13 protein-coding genes and 1 pseudogene are annotated in these 15,513 nt (G+C 72.1%); 2 read left to right on the top strand and 12 right to left on the bottom strand.

From position 1 onward, the window contains the following. Positions 1-158: 158 nt before the first annotated feature. The 3 genes and pseudogenes from B1L11_RS41750 to B1L11_RS53260 all read right to left on the bottom strand — a co-directional run. The gene (locus B1L11_RS41750) at positions 159-1,706 is read right to left on the bottom strand and encodes a sugar ABC transporter ATP-binding protein (RefSeq protein ID WP_256863349.1); all 1,548 of its coding nucleotides are present in this window, start codon (positions 1,704-1,706) and stop codon (positions 159-161) included. Positions 1,707-1,752: 46 nt separating this feature from the next. Beyond that, on the bottom strand, positions 1,753-1,980 hold the full coding sequence (locus B1L11_RS53265; protein WP_256863350.1) for an ROK family protein: 228 nt from the start codon (positions 1,978-1,980) through the stop codon (positions 1,753-1,755). 214 nt (positions 1,981-2,194) lie between these two features. Then, positions 2,195-2,644, bottom strand: a pseudogene (locus B1L11_RS53260) (ROK family protein); the annotation flags it as partial. A 472-nt stretch (positions 2,645-3,116) separates the two neighbouring features. On the opposite strand from B1L11_RS53260, the gene B1L11_RS41740 reads away from it, so the two are divergent. Together B1L11_RS41740 and B1L11_RS41735 are read left to right on the top strand one after the other, a co-directional pair. Then, entirely contained in the window at positions 3,117-3,827 is a 711-nt protein-coding gene (locus B1L11_RS41740) for a beta-phosphoglucomutase family hydrolase (RefSeq protein ID WP_306291775.1), read from the top strand. A 28-nt stretch (positions 3,828-3,855) separates the two neighbouring features. Beyond that, positions 3,856-6,261 carry a glycoside hydrolase family 65 protein gene (locus B1L11_RS41735; RefSeq protein ID WP_079320716.1) on the top strand — a complete coding sequence of 802 codons (2,406 nt, stop codon included), beginning with the start codon at positions 3,856-3,858 and terminating at the stop codon, positions 6,259-6,261. Positions 6,262-6,287: 26 nt separating this feature from the next. Here B1L11_RS41735 and B1L11_RS41730 read toward each other — a convergent pair whose 3' ends face one another. From B1L11_RS41730 to B1L11_RS41690, 9 genes are all read right to left on the bottom strand, one after another. After that, the gene (locus tag B1L11_RS41730; protein WP_079320715.1) at positions 6,288-7,196 is read right to left on the bottom strand and encodes an SDR family oxidoreductase; all 909 of its coding nucleotides are present in this window, start codon (positions 7,194-7,196) and stop codon (positions 6,288-6,290) included. A gap of 65 nt (positions 7,197-7,261) precedes the next feature. Beyond that, a complete protein-coding gene (locus tag B1L11_RS41725; RefSeq protein WP_079320714.1) occupies positions 7,262-8,215 on the bottom strand; it encodes a GNAT family N-acetyltransferase in 954 nt (317 codons plus the stop codon). Continuing rightward, on the bottom strand, positions 8,212-9,189 hold the full coding sequence (locus B1L11_RS41720; protein ID WP_079320713.1) for a hydroxyacid dehydrogenase: 978 nt from the start codon (positions 9,187-9,189) through the stop codon (positions 8,212-8,214). Before B1L11_RS41720 ends, B1L11_RS41725 begins: the two co-directional genes overlap by 4 nt. Beyond that, the gene (locus tag B1L11_RS41715; RefSeq protein WP_079320712.1) at positions 9,173-10,165 is read right to left on the bottom strand and encodes a dihydrodipicolinate synthase family protein; all 993 of its coding nucleotides are present in this window, start codon (positions 10,163-10,165) and stop codon (positions 9,173-9,175) included. The genes B1L11_RS41720 and B1L11_RS41715 overlap by 17 nt, the downstream gene beginning before the upstream one ends. Next, positions 10,165-11,184, bottom strand: a complete 1,020-nt coding sequence (locus B1L11_RS41710; RefSeq protein ID WP_079320711.1) for an NAD(P)-dependent oxidoreductase — start codon at positions 11,182-11,184, stop codon at positions 10,165-10,167. Before B1L11_RS41710 ends, B1L11_RS41715 begins: the two co-directional genes overlap by 1 nt. A 3-nt stretch (positions 11,185-11,187) precedes the next feature. After that, complete coding sequence (locus tag B1L11_RS41705; protein ID WP_079320710.1) at positions 11,188-12,024, bottom strand: carbohydrate ABC transporter permease; 837 nt, start codon at positions 12,022-12,024, stop codon at positions 11,188-11,190. Then, positions 12,021-12,917 (bottom strand): carbohydrate ABC transporter permease, encoded by an 897-nt coding sequence (locus tag B1L11_RS41700; RefSeq protein ID WP_079320709.1) that lies wholly within the window; start codon positions 12,915-12,917, stop codon positions 12,021-12,023. Before B1L11_RS41700 ends, B1L11_RS41705 begins: the two co-directional genes overlap by 4 nt. A 78-nt stretch (positions 12,918-12,995) precedes the next feature. Continuing rightward, entirely contained in the window at positions 12,996-14,228 is a 1,233-nt protein-coding gene (locus B1L11_RS41695; protein ID WP_079320708.1) for a sugar ABC transporter substrate-binding protein, read from the bottom strand. Between the two features lie 32 nt (positions 14,229-14,260). Next, on the bottom strand, positions 14,261-15,513 hold a 1,253-nt coding region (locus B1L11_RS41690; protein ID WP_306291774.1), incomplete at its 5' end, for a Gfo/Idh/MocA family protein.

Below are 15,513 nucleotides of genomic sequence, written 5' to 3'. Positions count from 1 at the left end.
ACGTGGCGAAGTTCTCCGGCCGGGTCACCAGGCCCACGATCGCCAGCAGCACCAGCGCCGCGACCAGACCCAGATGCCGGACCTCACCCAGCCGGCCGAGGCGACCGCCCGGGCCCGCCGCCTTCACGCGGGGACCGGCCGGCGCGGCCTGATCGACCTCAGTCATGGAACGCTCCTTCGGAGGGGGGATTTGCTTCGTCGGACCCGGACGTCTCCTCCGCGGAGACCATCACCAGGTCGAGCACGCGGTGCTCGTCCAGGTCCTCGGCCGGCGCCTCGTGGACGATCCGGCCCTCGCGGATGACCAGCACACGGTCGGCCAGGCCGAGCACCTCGGGCACCTCGCTGGACACCAGCAGCACGCCGATGCCGTCGTCGGCCAGCTTGCGCACCAGCGCGTACAGCTCGGCCCGGGCTCCGACGTCCACACCACGCGTGGGCTCGTCCAGTAGCAGCAGCTTGCGGTCCTCGGCCAGCCAGCGCCCCAGCACCGCCTTCTGCTGGTTGCCGCCCGACAACGTCCTGATCGGCCGGCGCGGATCGGGCGGACGGATGTCCAGCGCCTCCGACAGCCGTTTGGCCTCGGCGAACTCGGTCCTGCGGTCGAGCCAGCCCAGCCATCGCGGCTTGGTGTAGCGGCTCAGGCTCGCCAGCGTGATGTTCTGCGCGACGGGGTGGTCCAGCAGCAACGCCTGCGCCTTGCGCTCCTCGGGCGCCAGGCCCATGCCCATCCGCACCGCGCGGGTCGTGCTGCCCGGCCGCACCGTCTGCCCGTCGAGCACGACCCGGCCGCTCGCCCGCCGTGCGCCGTAGATCGCCTCGATGATCTCGCTGCGGCCCGAGCCGACCAGACCGGCCAGGCCGACGATCTCCCCGGCCCTGATGCTGAACGACACGTCGGCGAACCGGCCGGGCAGCGTCAGGTTCTCCACCCGCAGCACCTCGGGCCGCCCCTCGTGGGCGTCCCTGTCCGGCCGGGGCGGGAAGACGTACTCGACGTTGCGGCCGGTCATCAGCGCCACGATCTGCGAGGTCGGCGTGTCCTTGGCCGCCAGCCCCACCGCGACCGTGCGGCCGTCCTTCAGCACCGTGACGCGGTCGCCGATCTCGCGGATCTCCTCCAGGCGGTGGGAGATGTAGATCACCGCAACACCCTGGGAGGTGAGGTCGCGGATCACCCGGAAGAGGTTCTCGACCTCGTCGTGGGCCAGCGCGGCCGACGGCTCGTCCATGATGATCAGCCGGGCCGAGTGCGACAGCGCCCTGGCCATGCTGACGATCTGCTTGTGCGCCGGGGACAGCCGGCCCACCTCCGTGCGGGGGCGGATCTCGCCGTGCCCCAGCCGCTTGAGCAGCTCGGACGTCGCCCGGTCGGCCTCGGCCCGGCGGGAGAACCCGAAGGTCGCCATCTCGTGGCCGAGGAAGATGTTCTCCGTGACGCTCAACCCGTCGACCAGGTCGAGCTCCTGATAGATGGTGGCGATTCCGTGGCCCATGGCCGCGGTCGGCGGCGCCAGCCGTACGGGCGAGCCGTCGAGCAGCACCTCGCCCTCGTCGGGCTCGTGGGCACCGGACAGGATCTTGATGAGCGTGGACTTTCCGGCGCCGTTCTGGCCGAGCAGGCAGTGCACTTCTCCGGCTCTGACCTCAAGGTCCACGCCGTCCAGCGCGCGTACGCCGGGGAACTGCTTGACGATCCCCCTCATTTGAAGCAGGGGGTGTTCGTCTCCCATGGGGGTCTCCCAACGATGATCAGTTGGCGGAGTAGACGTGGTCGCTGATGAGGCGGGTGGCGCCGATGACACCCGCGGTATCGCCGAGTTCGGACAGCACGATCGGCAGGTTTCCGGTGGCGAGCGGCAGCGACCTGCGGTAGACGACGCTTCTGATCTCCGCGAGCAGCACGTGGCCGAGCTTGGCCACGCCGCCCGCGATGATCACTAGGCCGGGGTTGAAGAAGCTGACCAGGCTCGCCAGCACCTGGCCCACCCGGCGCCCGCCGTCGCGGATCAGCCCGATCGCGCCCGCGTCGCCCCTGCGCCGCCGCGGCGGCGACGTCCTCGGCCGTCAGCGTGCCCGCGACCGCGAGCCGTTCGGCCAGGTACGGCGAGCCGCCCGAGCGGGCCACCGCGACGGCCTCCCGCGCCAGCGCGGCGCCGCCGAAGTATGCCTCCAGACAGCCCGAGTTGCCGCAGGAGCAGACCGGCCCGAGGTCGTCCACCCGGATGTGGCCGATGTCGCCGGCGCTGCCCGACACCCCGCGGTAGATCTTGCTGTCCACCACGATGCCGCAGCCGATACCGGTGCCGATCTTGACGAGCAGGAAGTCCTCGACGTGCCGCGCGACACCGGCGTGCAGTTCCCCGAGCGCCATGATGTTGACGTCGTTGTCGACCACCGTGGGACAGCACAGCGCCTGCCCGACCGTCTCCCTGACCGGGTAACGGTCCCAGCCCGGCATGATCGGCGGCACCACCGGAACGCCTTCGGCGAAACTCACCGGCCCGGGGACGCCGATGCCGGCGCCGCTCAGATCGGTGAACAGCCCGTCCCTGCTCAGCTTGCCGAGCAGTTCGATGGCCCGGTCGAGCACGACGGCGGGCCCCTCCTTGATGTCGCAGGGCTCGCTCAGGTGACCGAGCACGTTGAGCTCACCGTCGGTGACCGCGACGTCGATCGAGGTGGCGCCGATGTCGATCCCGCCGAACCGGATGTCACGGGCCAGCCGTACGCGTCCCGAGCGCCGGCCGCCACGCGAGGCGGCCAGTCCGTCGGGCTCTGCGAGCCCCAGCTCGAGCAGCCGGTCCAGCTCGACGTTGAGCTTCGACCGTGACAGGTCCACCACGTCGCCGAGTTCGGCACGGGAACGCCCGCCGTCCCTCAGCAACCGCAGGAGCGCGGCCTGGTGGACGTTCTCCGGCCTGATGGTCGTCCTCTTCACGTACGCCTCCGCGTCCCGGTGATTGGCTGGAAACGTACCTCTTTTCTGCTGATTGGGGAAGACCTTTTATCGATGTGATGCAACCTTTCGCTGAAATCAGCAAAAGTAGCGTCCTGCGTGCGGGGTAGGAGAGCAGAGAGGATGGTTGGAAGGCGCACGCTGGGGGTTGCCTGACATGCTGGGTTTGCCTGACGGGGTGCGCGGCTGCCTGTTCGACATGGACGGGGTGCTCACGCGCACGGCCCGGATCCACGCCGCGGCGTGGAAGGAGATGTTCGACGAGTACCTGCGCGAGCGGGCGGTCGCGACCGGCACGCCGTTCGTGCCCTTCGACGAGACCGGCGACTACGAGCGGTACGTCGACGGCAAGAAGCGCCTGGACGGCACCCGGGGGTTCCTGCGGGCCAGGGGCATCGACCTGCCCGAGGGCAAGCCGGACGACCCGCCGGGCATGCCCACGGTCAACGGCCTGAGCAACCGCAAGAACGAACTGGTCCAAGGGATCCTCGACCGGCAGGGCGTGGAGGTCTTCGAGGGCTCGGTGCGCTACCTGCGCGCCGCCCACGACGCGGGACTGCGCCGCGCGGTGGTCTCCAGCAGCGCCAACACCGCGCGCGTGCTCGCCGCGGCCGGGCTCGACGACATGTTCGATGCGCGGATCGACGGCGAGGTGGCCAGGGAACGCGGGCTGGCGGGCAAGCCCGCCCCCGACATGTTCCTCGCCGCCGCCGAGGCGCTCGGGCTCGCACCGGCCGAGGCCGCGGTGTTCGAGGACGCGCTGGCGGGGGTCGCCGCCGGGCGCGCGGGCGGCTTCGCCGTCGTGGTGGGCGTGGACCGCGGGCATCAGGCCGAAGCCTGCGGGACAACGGCGCCGACGTGGTGGTGACGGACCTCTCCGAACTGCTGGACGACAAATGATCAAGCATCCCGCCTTCATCGTCGAGCCGTGGTCGGTGCGGGAGTGCCACCTGCACACCGACGTGCTCGCCCAGACCGAGTCGGTGTTCGCGCTGTCCAACGGGCACATCGGGCTGCGCGGCAACCTCGACGAGGGCGAGCCGTACGGCCTGCCGGGCACCTACCTCAACTCCTTCTACGAGCTGCGCCCGCTGCCGTACGCCGAGGCGGGCTACGGCTACCCCGAGTCCGGGCAGACGGTCGTCAACGTCACCAACGGCAAGCTGATCCGGCTGCTCGTGGACGACGAGCCGTTCGACGTCCGCTACGGCACGCTGCACTCACACGAGCGGGTCCTCGACCTGCGGGCGGGGACGCTCACCCGGAAGGCCTGCTGGAGCTCGCCGACCGGGGCCCAGGTGCGCGTCACCTCGACCCGGCTCGTGTCGTTCACCCACCGGGCCGTGGCAGCGGTCCGCTACGAGGTGGAGCCGGTGGACCAGCCGCTCAACGTCGTCGTCCAGTCGGAACTGGTGGCCAACGAGACCGTGCCGCCGCCGACCGCCGACCCCCGCGCCGCCGCAGCGCTGGAGGCGCCGCTGGTCCTGGAGGAGAACGTCGCCGCGCGCAACAACGTGTGCGTCATGGTCCACTCCACCAGGGCCAGCCGGCTGCGGGTCGCGGCGGCGATGCGCCACGAGATCGACGGCCCGGACGGCACCCGGGCCGAGTGCGACGGCGGCGGCAACGTCAGCCGGGTCACGATCGCCACCCGGCTCGTGCCGGGCGAGCGGCTGCGGCTTGACAAGTTCTTCGCCTACGGCTGGTCGGCCAAGCGATCCAGGCCCGCGATGCACGACCAGGTCGTGGCGGCGCTGGCGGCGGCCCGGCTCACCGGGTGGGACGGCCTGTGCGCCGAGCAGCGCGCCTTCCTCGACGACTTCTGGGCGGGCGCCGACGTCGAGGTCGAGGGCGACGCCGAGGTGCAGCAGGCCGTGCGCTTCGGGCTGTTCCACCTGCTCCAGGGCGGGCGCCGGCTGAGCGGGCGGCCCATCCCGGGCAAGGGGCTGACCGGCTCGGGCTACGACGGGCACGCGTTCTGGGACACCGAGAGCTTCGTGCTTCCGGTGGCCACCTACACCTACCCCCGGGCCGCCGCCGACGCCCTGACGTGGCGCGCCTCGATCCTGCCCCTCGCCCAGGCGCGGGCCGAGCAGCTCGGGCTTGCCGGCGGGGCCGCCTTCCCCTGGCGGACGATCAACGGCGAGGAGTGCTCGGGATACTGGCCGGCGGGCACGGCGGCCTTCCACGTCAACGCCGACATCGCCGCCGCGGTCACGCGGTACGTCGACGCGACCGAGGACACCGACTTCGAGCGGGACATCGGCCTGCCGCTGCTCGTCGCGACCGCCCGGCTGTGGTGCGCGCTCGGCCACCACGACGCCGAGGGCCGCTACCGCCTCGACGGCATGACCGGCCCGGACGAGTACAGCGCCATCGCGGACAACAACGTCTACACCAACCTCATGGCCCAGCGGAACCTGCGGGCCGCCGCCGCGGCGGCCGTACGCCACCGCGACCGGGCCGAGCAGTTGGGGGTCACGCTGGAGGAGACCGCCATGTGGCGCGATTGCGCCGCCGCCACCTACCTGCCGTACGACGAGCGGCTGGGGGTCCACGAGCAGAGCGAGGGCTTCACCGGGCACGCGGTGTGGGACTTCGCGGGCACCGCACCCGAGCAGTATCCGCTGCTGCTCCACTTCCCCTACTTCGACCTCTACCGCAAGCAGGTCGTCAAGCAGGCCGACCTCGTGCTGGCCATGCACCTGTGCGGCGAGGCGTTCACCCTCGAGCAGAAAGCGCGCAACTTCGCCTACTACGAGGCGCTGACCGTGCGGGACTCCTCGCTGTCGGCCTGCACGCAGGCCGTGCTCGCCGCCGAGGTGGGACAGCTCGACCTCGCCTACGCCTATCTGGGCGAGGCCGCGCTGATGGACCTGCGCGACCTCGAGCACAACACCCGCGACGGCGTCCACATGGCCTCGCTGGCCGGGGCGTGGATCGCGCTGGTGGCCGGGTTCGGCGGCATGCGGGCACGCGAGGGGCGGGTCTGCTTCGCCCCCCGCCTGCCCTCGGGCATCACCCGGCTCACCTTCCGCGTACGCTACCGGGGCCGCCTGCTGCGGGTCGACGTCACCCCGGACGGCACGACGTACCGGCTCCTGCACGGCCCGCCCCTCACGCTGTCGCACCACGGCGAGGAGTTCACGCTCGGCGCGCAGCCGCAGGCCCGGCGCAACGCGCCGCCGCCCTTCCCCGGCCTGCGGGTCAGGCAGCCGCCCGGCCGCGCGCCCGCGCCCCGGCGGCCCGGGGACCTGTCCCTCGACCTCATCGGCCCGCCGGAGCCGGCCGAGGAGCTCTGACGGCCGGCCGGGCGCGGCGAGGGAGGTCAGAGCATCGCCTGCAGGGAGGCGCCGGCCTGCTCGCCCAGCTTCGTGGGGAGATAGGGCTGCTCGGCCATGACGGCCTCCCAGTTGTCGCGGATCGCCTCGACGGTGAGGTCGTCGGTCCGCCAGCCCGGCCCCTCTGCCACGAACACCCGGGCGATCCGGCCGGCCCCGACCGAGAACACCTCGCCGCTGGTCTCGCAGCTCTCGTGGGCCAGGTACGCCACCAGCGGGCTGACCCGCTCGGGGGTGAACTTGCTCTCGAACTCCGCGGGCAGCAGCGTCTCGGTCATCCGCGTCCACGCCACGGGGGCGATCGCGTTGGCCCTGATGTTCGCCCGCGCGCCCTCGATGCCGAGCGTCTTGGTCAGGCCCACCAGGCCCATCTTGGCTGTCGAGTAGTTGGCCTGGCCGAAGTTGCCGAACAGCCCGGCGGGCGAGGAGGTGTTCACGATCCGCCCGTACGCCTGCTCCTTCATGTGCGGAAACGCCGCCCGGCTGACCAGGAACGAGCCGCGCACGTGCACGGCGATCACGGCGTCGAACTCCTCGACCGTCATCTTCCCGAACGAGCGGTCGCGCAGGATGCCGGCGTTGTTGACGACCACGTCCACGCGGCCGAACGCGTCGAGCGCGGTCCGCACGATCGCCTCCGCGCCCTCCGGCGTGGCGACGTTGTCGGTGCTGGCCACCGCCTCTCCGCCGTTCTTCACGATCAGCTCGGCGACCTCCGCCGCCGGTCCCGAGGACGCGCCGGAGCCGTCGAGGGCGCCGCCGAGGTCGTTGACGACGACCTTCGCCCCGCGCCGGCCGAGCAGCAGCGCGTGCGACCGGCCGAGCCCGTGCCCGGCTCCGGTGACGATCGCCACCCTCCCGTCGAACCTCAGCTCGGAATCCTCACCAGCAGGCATGGCGCCACCCTTCCAGAAAGAGAACAAGGTTCTGGTAGCACTTTAGCCTTCGGCGGCGGTGACGGTCAGAAATAGTCGGCCGTCCAGTGCACGGCGAGCGGATGTTCGACGACGGCCCTGACCTCGGCCTCCTTTAGCAGCAGCGGCCTGGCCATGCCGGTCTGCTCGTCCCGGCGCTCCCATTCCTCGAAGAGGAGGGGCAGGGCGGACCGGATCGGAGGGTCGAGCGGCGCGCGCAGGCATCCCGACCGCACACCGCGCGCACGGGCCTCGGCGGCCACGGCACGCAGCAGGGGCGCGGCCGCCCGGCCGTCCGCGAGCGCCACCTCGACCACGTCCCCGGCGCTCCAGTCCACCACCGCGTACGCCATGGGGGTGCCGTGCTCGCGGACCAGCAGGATCTCGTGCGGCGGGCCGTACCAGACCGGGACGCGGCCGGTCCAGTCCCGGGCGGAACGCACGGTGGTGAGCGGGCGTCGGTCGTCGTGCCGGTCGTGCAGCGCGGCGAGCACGGTCCAGTCGTCGTGCACGGTCCAGTCGCCGAGCCCGGCCGGTCCGGCGGTCCAGCCTGCGTCGAGAGTCCAGCCGGCGGCGAGAGTCCCGGCGGCGGCGAAGCGGCCGTCCACGCGCGGCCGGTCGAACACCCGCCAGCCGGAACCGGAGTAGACGCCCGGCGTGCCGGTGAACAGCAGCGACCACGCGCACCCGGCCGCCGTCATCGCGTCGGCCGCCATCGCGAGCAACCGCCTGACCAGTCCCCTGCCCCGGGCGTCCGGCCTCGTCGCGACGCTGGACACGCAGCCCACCCGCCGGACGCCGCCGTGAGCGTCGCGCACGTCGCGGGGCAGCCAGTACACCACGGCCAGGACGCCGGTGGCGTCCGCGGCCACGAGCGTGCGGCCGAGGCGCCCCTCGTCCTGCTCGTACAGCGGCACGATGTGGGACGCGGTGAAGGCCCCCGCCCACAGCGCGTACAGGGAGGTCACCTCGTCCGCGCGCACGGTCCTGAACTCGGTCAACCCATCCGCTCCAGCATCTCGGGAGTCACCTCGTGACGCAGCGCGAGCTCCGCGCGGTGGCGCCGGATCTCGTCCAGCACGAGCGCGCCCTGGCGCCGCCGCGCCTCGACCGTCCCGGCCGCCTGGTGCGGCGTGAGCAGGACGTTCGGCAGGCTCCTGAATCCGTGGTCCGCGGGCAGCGGCTCGGCGTCGAAGACGTCGATCGCGGCGTCGATCCGCCCGGTGCGCAGCTCCGCCAGGAGCGCCTCCTCGTCCACCAGCCACGATCTGGCCGTGTTCACCAGCCCCGCGCCGTCGGGCATGAGCGCCAGCTCGCGCGCGCCGAGCAGGTGCCTGGTCTCCGGCAGCACCGGCGCGTGCAGGGCCACGATCCTGCTCGTGGCCAGCAGTTCGTCCAGCGGCACGGCGGGCACGCCGGGCTCCCCCGCGAAGTAGGGATCGCTCACCACCGTCTCCGCGCCGAGGGCGCGCACCAGCTCCAGGTACGCCCGGCCGGTGCGGGAGGCGCCGACGACCCCGACGCGGCATCCAAGGATCTCGTGCCGCGGCGGCGCCTGCTCCGCCGCGTGCCACTCGGCACCGCCGCGCAGCGCGTGGTCGAAACGGTGGATGCGGTGCAGGAGGGACAGGGTGAAGGCGAGCGCCACCTCGGCGACCGGGCGGGCCATCGCCTGCCCCGCCTGGGTCACCCTGATCCCCCGCGCGAACACCTCGCCGGTGACGAAGAACTTGACGCTGGCGCCGATGTGGGCGACCAGCCGCAGGCTCGGCGCGAGGTCCAGCAGGGCCGCGTCGAGGACCGGCATTCCCCAGCCCGTGACCAGGATCTCCGTGCCGGGCAGCGCCTCCGCCAGGCCGGCCCGGTCGGCCGGGTCGTCGAGCAGGCGGGCCCCGCCGAGCTCTCCCCCGAACAGCCGGGCGCGCAGGTCCGGCGGCACGCAGACCAGCGTGCGCGCGTCAGGCGAGCCAGGCATCGAGGTGCTCCGCCACGAAGTCGTCGTCCACGAGCCAGGGGTAGGCGGCCGTCACCCGGGTCAGCTCCTCGGCCTGGCCGGGCGACAGGCCCTCGTCCGGGTCGAGGCACCAGACGCCGGCGAGCAGGCCCTGCCGCCTGAGCACCTCGTGCACACCCGCGATGCACCCGGCGAAGCCGTGCGCGGCGTCGAACACCGCCGCGTTGGCGTCGGTGAGCTGCTGCGCCTTCCCGGCCAGCCCTGCGGGGTCCCGGGACACCTGCTCGACCATCGCCACGGCGGCCCGGGTCCAGACCGCCCACTGGCCGAGCAGGCCGCCGCGGAACCGCAGCCCGCCGGGCAGCGTGGCGAGCAGGTCGCCGATGATGTGGTCGTCGTTGCCGGTGTAGAGCGCCACCTCCTCGCTCCGGGCGGAGGCGGCGACGCCGTGCGCGACCTCCAGCGTGCGATACCGGTCGAACGGCGCGACCTTGATGGCGACGGTGGACGGCTGGTCGGCGAGCGCCCGCCAGAAGCCCCGGGACAGCTCCGGGCCGCCGATGGCCCGTTGCAGGTAGAACCCGATCACCGGCAGCACCTCGCCCACCGCGCGCGCCCGCTCCAGCAGGTCGGCCTCGGTGGCGCCGGGGACGACCGGCGACAGCAGCACCGCGTCGTACCCGAGGCCCGCCGCGAGCTCCGCCTCCGCGACCGCCTGCGCGACGGGGCCGCAGGCGCCCGCGATCGTCACGACGTCCCCTGCCCTGTCGCTCGCGGCGACGGTCTCCGCGGCCAGTTCCAGCACCGGCCGCAGCAGCCCGGCCTCCCGGATCGCGAACTGGGTGGTGTGCACGCCGACGGCGATCCCGCCGGCGCCCGCCGCGAGGTAGTAGCGGGTGAGGGCCCGCTGGCGGCGCTCGTCGAGCGTGCGGTCCGCGGTGAGGGCGAGCGGGTGGGCGGGGATGACCGCCCCGTCGAGCAGCGGTGCGAGAGACATCAGAACCTCCCGTCGCGCACGGCGAACTTGGTGGGCTTGCCCGAGACGGGCAGTCCCCGCCGCAGCCAGTCGGCCTGCCAGTCGATCAGCGTGCCCAGGGGGACGTCGGGGTAGCCGAACAGCGCGTGGCAGCGCGTGGCGTCGCTGAGCAGGACCGTACGGGCCTCGGCGCCGGTGAACTCCGCGGCGACGCCGAACCGCTCCGCGAAGCGGGACGCGATCCGCCGGACCGACGCGGTCTCGGGACCGGTGAGGTTGAGCACGAAGGCGTCGGACGACGCGTGCTCCAGGGAGCGCAGCGCGACCTCGTTCGCGTAGCCCTGCCACACGACGTTGACGTGACCGGTGGTGACGTCCACCGGCGACCCCGACAGCACCGTCTGACCGATGTCGGCGAGCACGCCGTAGCGCAGGTCCACGGCGTAGTTCAGGCGCAGCAGGCTCACCGGCGTGCCGCGCTGCGCCGCGTGCTCGAACACCCGCTCCCGGCCGAGGCAGCTCATCGCGTACTCCCCGACCGGCCCGGTCGCATCGGTCTCGGCGCAGCCGCCGGTCTCCAGGCCGGTGAGCGGGTAGACGTTCCCTGTAGAGAACGCGGCGATCCGCGCGCCGGCGTACCGCTCCGCGACGCGCGCGGGCAGCGCGGCGTTGACCACCCAGGCGAGGTAGGGGGCGGCGGCGGTGCCGAACTTCGCCCCCACCATGAACACCACGTCGCGGGCGTCCGGCAGCGCGCCCAGGTCCGCGTTCCCCATCAGGTCGAACGTCACCGTCCGCACGCCGTGCCGCTCCAGGTCGCGGGCCGCGGCAGGGTCGGACCAGCGGGAGACCGCCCACACAGCGTCACCCGTACGGCCGGCCTCGTCGAGGCCCCGGCGGGCCAGGCGGCACAGCGTGGGGCCCATCTTGCCGCCCGCGCCGAGCACGACCAGGTCGCCGGCACCCGAGGCCAGGGAGGCGACGAGGGCGGGTGACGGCGTCGTCAGCCGGTCTTCCAGCGCGGATTCAGAGTCGAACATCGTTTATCCCTTGATTCCAGACATGGTGACGCCCTCGGTGAGGTAGCGCTGTCCCACGAGGTAGGCGGCGAAGATCGGCACGAAGGCCACGGTCGCGCCCGCGAGCACGACGTTGAGCGGCACGTTCTGCTCCTGCAGCGACGCGATGCCGACCGTCAGCGTGCGCATGTCGGTGCTCTGCCCGACGATCAGCGGCCAGAGGAAGTCGTTCCAGTGCCACAGGAACACGAACAGGCCCAGCGTGGCGAGGATCGGCTTGCACAGGGGCAGCACGATCCTCACGAAGATCGTCAATTCCGAGGCGCCGTCCAGCCGCGCCGCCTCGAACAGTTCGTCGGGCAGCGCGCCGATGAACTGCCGCATCAGGAAGACCGCCTGCGCGTTGGCGAGGGTCGGCACGATGAGCCCCCAGAAGGTGTCCACTCCGCCCGCGTTGGCCACCAGGACGAACAGCGGGATCAGCGTCACGTGGTAGGGCACCATCACCATCGCGAGGAACGACCAGAACATCGTCTCCTTGCCGGGGAAACGCTTCTTCGCGAAGGCGTATCCGGCGAGCGAGGCGAGCAGCAGCACGAGCACGACGCTGACCACCGAGTAGATCAGCGTGTTCAGCGTCCACAGCGGCAGGTCGCCGCCGCCGAGCACCCGCTCGTACGCCCCGGTGGCCAGCGGCCAGGGCAGCAGGCTGCCGGGGAACTCGACCGCCGCCACCGGCTTCAGGCTGAGCACGACCATCGCGTAGAACGGGAAGATCGTGACGATCGAGGCGACGCTCAGGAGCACGATCCGTACGGCCCGGCCGGCGCGTCCCGGCTCCAGCGCTCGGTATGCGGTCACTTGGCCCTCCCGATGAGCAGCCGCTGGATCAGCGCGACGAACAGAGTGAGCACGAACAGGGCGACGCCGAGGGCGCTGGCGTAGCCGAGGTCGAAGTACTTGAAGCCCTGGTCGTAGAGGTCCATGACCAGGGTGTAGCTGGAGCGGCCCGGACCGCCGCTCGTCATGACGTAGACGAGGTCGAAGACCTGGAAGGAGTTCGTGGTCTCGATCACGGCCAGGAAGAAGATCGCGGACCGGAGCTGCGGCAGGACCACGTAGCGGAAACGCTGCCACGGGCCCGCGCCGTCGCTGAGCGCCGCCTCCTCCAGCTCGCGCGGCAGGTCCTGGAGCCGGGCCAGGACGATCAGCATGCCGTACCCGAAACGGGACCAGACCGACACGATCACCAGGGCGGGGATGACGAGCACCGGCGAGGCCAGCCAGGAGCCGCCGATCAGCTCACCGAGCGGCCCCGACGAGGAGAACAGCCAGGTGAAGATGGTCGCCGCCAGGACGAGGCTGGTGATGACCGGCAGGAAGAAGATCGACCGGAACAGCCGGACCCCGCGGAACGAACGGCGCACGAGCAGCGCCAGGCCCACCGACACGCCGACGGACAGCGGCAGGTAGAGCACCGTGTAGATCACGGTCACCTTGAGCGCCTGCCAGAAGAGCGGATCGTGCAGCATCCGCTGGAAGTTGTCCAGGCCGACGAACGTCGGGCTGTCGCCGACCGTGTACTCGAAGAAGCCGAGTAAGGTCCCCACGACGGCCGGGCCGAACCGGAAGGCCAGGAACAACAGGAAGCACGGCAGGACGAACGCCAGGCCCCAGCGGGCCTCGTACCGGGCGCCCGCCGACCTGCGCCGGGCCGTCACTCGGCGCGGACGCGCCTCCGCGGTGACCGTCACGGGTGTACCTCACAGGTGTCTCGAAACTTGTCGCGCCGTCCCGGCCGCCCCTGCTCGGGGCGGCCGGGGACGCTGGTCTTATTGGCCGATGAGGGCGTTGGCCGCGGTGGCGGCGTCGGTGAGAGCCTGCTGCGGGCTCTTCTGGCCGATCAGCGCGGCCTGGATCTCCGGCGCGAGCACGCCCATGACGTCGCGCGCCTTGTCGTGCAGCGGCGCGCCCTGCATCAGGTCGAGCGTCTTCTCCATCTCGGCGTTCGGCCCGTCCGTGTAGAGGGCGCCGGTCGACTTCTGCGGGGAGAAGAAGCCCGAGGCGGTGTCGTACGCCTTGGTGACGGCGGCGCCGGAGGCGAAGGCCAGCCACTTGCCGGCGGCGTCCTTGGCCTTGGAACCCTTGAGCATCGACAGCGCGCCGATGGAGCCGTAGCCGACCTGCTTGGCGTCGCTCAGCGGCGGGTAGATCTTGATGTTCTCCGCGCCCCAGAACGACTCGACGTCCGCGGGCACCTGCTGCCAGGTGCAGGCCGTCTTGTTCTGCGCCAGGTGCGTCTGCTCGAACGCGGGGATGCCGGTGAGCAGGTCCTTCTCGACGTAGCCCTTGTCGGCCAGCGTCTTGAGGAAGGTCAGCGCCTTGAGGCCCTCGGGCCCGGCGAAGGCCACCTTGGCGCCGTCGGGCGTGAACACGCTGCCGCCGGCCTCCCACAGCAGGGGGTAGAACGACTGGTTCAGCGTGGCGCCGGGGTCGGCGTAGTAGTTGGTGACGTCGAAGCCCTTCTCCTTGAGCTTCGGCGCGATCGCGAGCACGTCGTCCCAGGTCTTGGGAGCCTCGACCCCGGCCGCGTCGAGCACCTTCCGGTTGCACATCAGGGGGTTCGCGCCCATCAGGATCGGGGCGCCCATCAGCTTCCCGTCGAGGGTGACGGCCTGCTTGACGTTGTCGCGGTAGTCCGCCTTGGCCGTGTCCGACAGATAGGAGTCGACCGGCTGGATGGCCTTGGCGAACTTCGGGATCTGGTCGGGGATCAGGTAGACGAGGTCGGGCCCCTTGTTGCCGGCGATCGCCGTGGTGAGCGACTCCTCGCGCTTGGCCCAGGGGTAGATCTCGACCTTGACGTCGATGTTCGGATTGTCCTTGGTGAACGCGGCGATCTGTCCGTCCCAGAAGGCCTTGTGCTTGGCCTCGTCCGGGATGATCGGGTACACCCACATGGTCACGGTCTGCTTGCCGGACTCGGCGTCGGAGCCGGAGCCACAGGCGGTGGCCGCGGCGGCGAGCGCCGCCACCACGACCGGCGCGAGCATGCGAAGTCGCATGGGGAAGGTCCTCTCTGGGGGATCGGGGAAGTTCACTGTTCCGGCACGTCGACGACGGTGCCGGAGTGCCGGGCGCGCTCGGCGGCGAAGACCGCGAGATGGGAGGCGAGCGACTCGGCCGGGCCGGATCGGATCAGGGCGTCGTCGCCGACGGCCACGGCGCGCACGAAGGCGTCCATCACGCCGTCGTCCCCGCCGCCGTGGCCCTCGCCGGCGTTGGCGCCGCCGACGGGGCCGGCCTCGGTGGTCTCGGTCCTGCCGGTGCGGAAGTCCAGGACCGTCACCCGCTCGCCGTCTCCGACGAGCTGCCCGTGGCTGCCGAAGATCCGGGTCTGCCGGTGGGTCTGCTCGGTGAAGGCGGTCATCGTGAACGTCCCGGTGGCGCCGCCCTCGAACTCCAGGGCCAGCACTTGGTGGTCCACGACGTCGTTGTCGCAGGCGTAGACGCACCTGCCGTACGGGCCGGTGCGCAGCGCCTCGGTGACGCCCGCCTCGTCCGTCGCGTCGGTGATCACGCTGACGGGCCAGACGGCCCCGCGCTCCCGCAGCGCGGGGTAGTAGAGCTTGGGCGCCGAATAGGGGCACTCGGGCTCGATCGCGCAGTCCAGGCAGCGGTCCGCGGCGCCCGCGGGGCGCTTGTCGGGCCGGAAGTGGCCGAGGTCGCCGAAGCTCGCCACCCGGGCGATCCTGCGCCCGGTCACGTACGCCAGCCAGTCGAGGTCGTGGCAGGACTTGGCGAGCAGCATCGGGCTGGCCAGCTTCTCGCTCCGCCACGGCCCGCGGACGTAGGAGTGGGCCGCGTGCCACCAGCCCACCGGCTCCAGGTGCTGGACGCTCATGATCTCGCCCAGCACGCCGGAGCGGACCACCTCCATCACCAGGTCGGTGTACGGCGTGTAGCGCAGCACGTGGCAGACCGCCAGCCGCACGCCGGCCTCGGTGACCACGGAGACGATCCGCCGGCACTCCTCTTCCGTGGGCGCGAGCGGCTTCTCCAGCAGCAGGTCGCGCCCGGCCTGGGCGAACGCGACGGCCGGGTCGACGTGGTCCCTGTCCTGGGTCGCCACGATCACCGCGTCGGCCGGCACGTCCGCGGCCAGCATGTCCTGCCAGGTCGCGTACTCCGCCACCCCGGGGTGCCCGGCCGCGACGAGGCCGCGCCGGTGGGGGTCCGGGTCGGCCACGGCGACGAGCCGCGCGCGGTCCGGGTTGCGCGCCACCCACGAGGCGTAGGTCTGGCCCCGGCTTCCGGCGCCGGCGAGGGCCAATGCGACCCGGCGTTCCA

This window comes from Microbispora sp. GKU 823 (assembly GCF_002027145.1).
Taxonomy (GTDB): Bacteria; Actinomycetota; Actinomycetes; order Streptosporangiales; family Streptosporangiaceae; genus Microbispora; species Microbispora siamensis.
Note: the sequence above shows the minus strand (reverse complement) of the source record. Positions and strands in the feature narration are given on the sequence as shown.

What these genes read in the sequence shown, in the direction of transcription:
- B1L11_RS41750 (WP_256863349.1), bottom strand. Translation starts at nt 1,706, where the DNA reads ATGAGGGGGATCGTCAAGCAGTTCCCCGGCGTACGCGCGCTGGACGGC.
- B1L11_RS41740 (WP_306291775.1), top strand. Translation starts at nt 3,117, where the DNA reads ATGCTGGGTTTGCCTGACGGGGTGCGCGGCTGCCTGTTCGACATGGAC.
- B1L11_RS41735 (WP_079320716.1), top strand. Translation starts at nt 3,856, where the DNA reads ATGATCAAGCATCCCGCCTTCATCGTCGAGCCGTGGTCGGTGCGGGAG.
- B1L11_RS41730 (WP_079320715.1), bottom strand. Translation starts at nt 7,196, where the DNA reads ATGCCTGCTGGTGAGGATTCCGAGCTGAGGTTCGACGGGAGGGTGGCG.
- B1L11_RS41720 (WP_079320713.1), bottom strand. Translation starts at nt 9,189, where the DNA reads ATGCCTGGCTCGCCTGACGCGCGCACGCTGGTCTGCGTGCCGCCGGAC.
- B1L11_RS41715 (WP_079320712.1), bottom strand. Translation starts at nt 10,165, where the DNA reads ATGTCTCTCGCACCGCTGCTCGACGGGGCGGTCATCCCCGCCCACCCG.
- B1L11_RS41710 (WP_079320711.1), bottom strand. Translation starts at nt 11,184, where the DNA reads ATGTTCGACTCTGAATCCGCGCTGGAAGACCGGCTGACGACGCCGTCA.
- B1L11_RS41695 (WP_079320708.1), bottom strand. Translation starts at nt 14,228, where the DNA reads ATGCGACTTCGCATGCTCGCGCCGGTCGTGGTGGCGGCGCTCGCCGCC.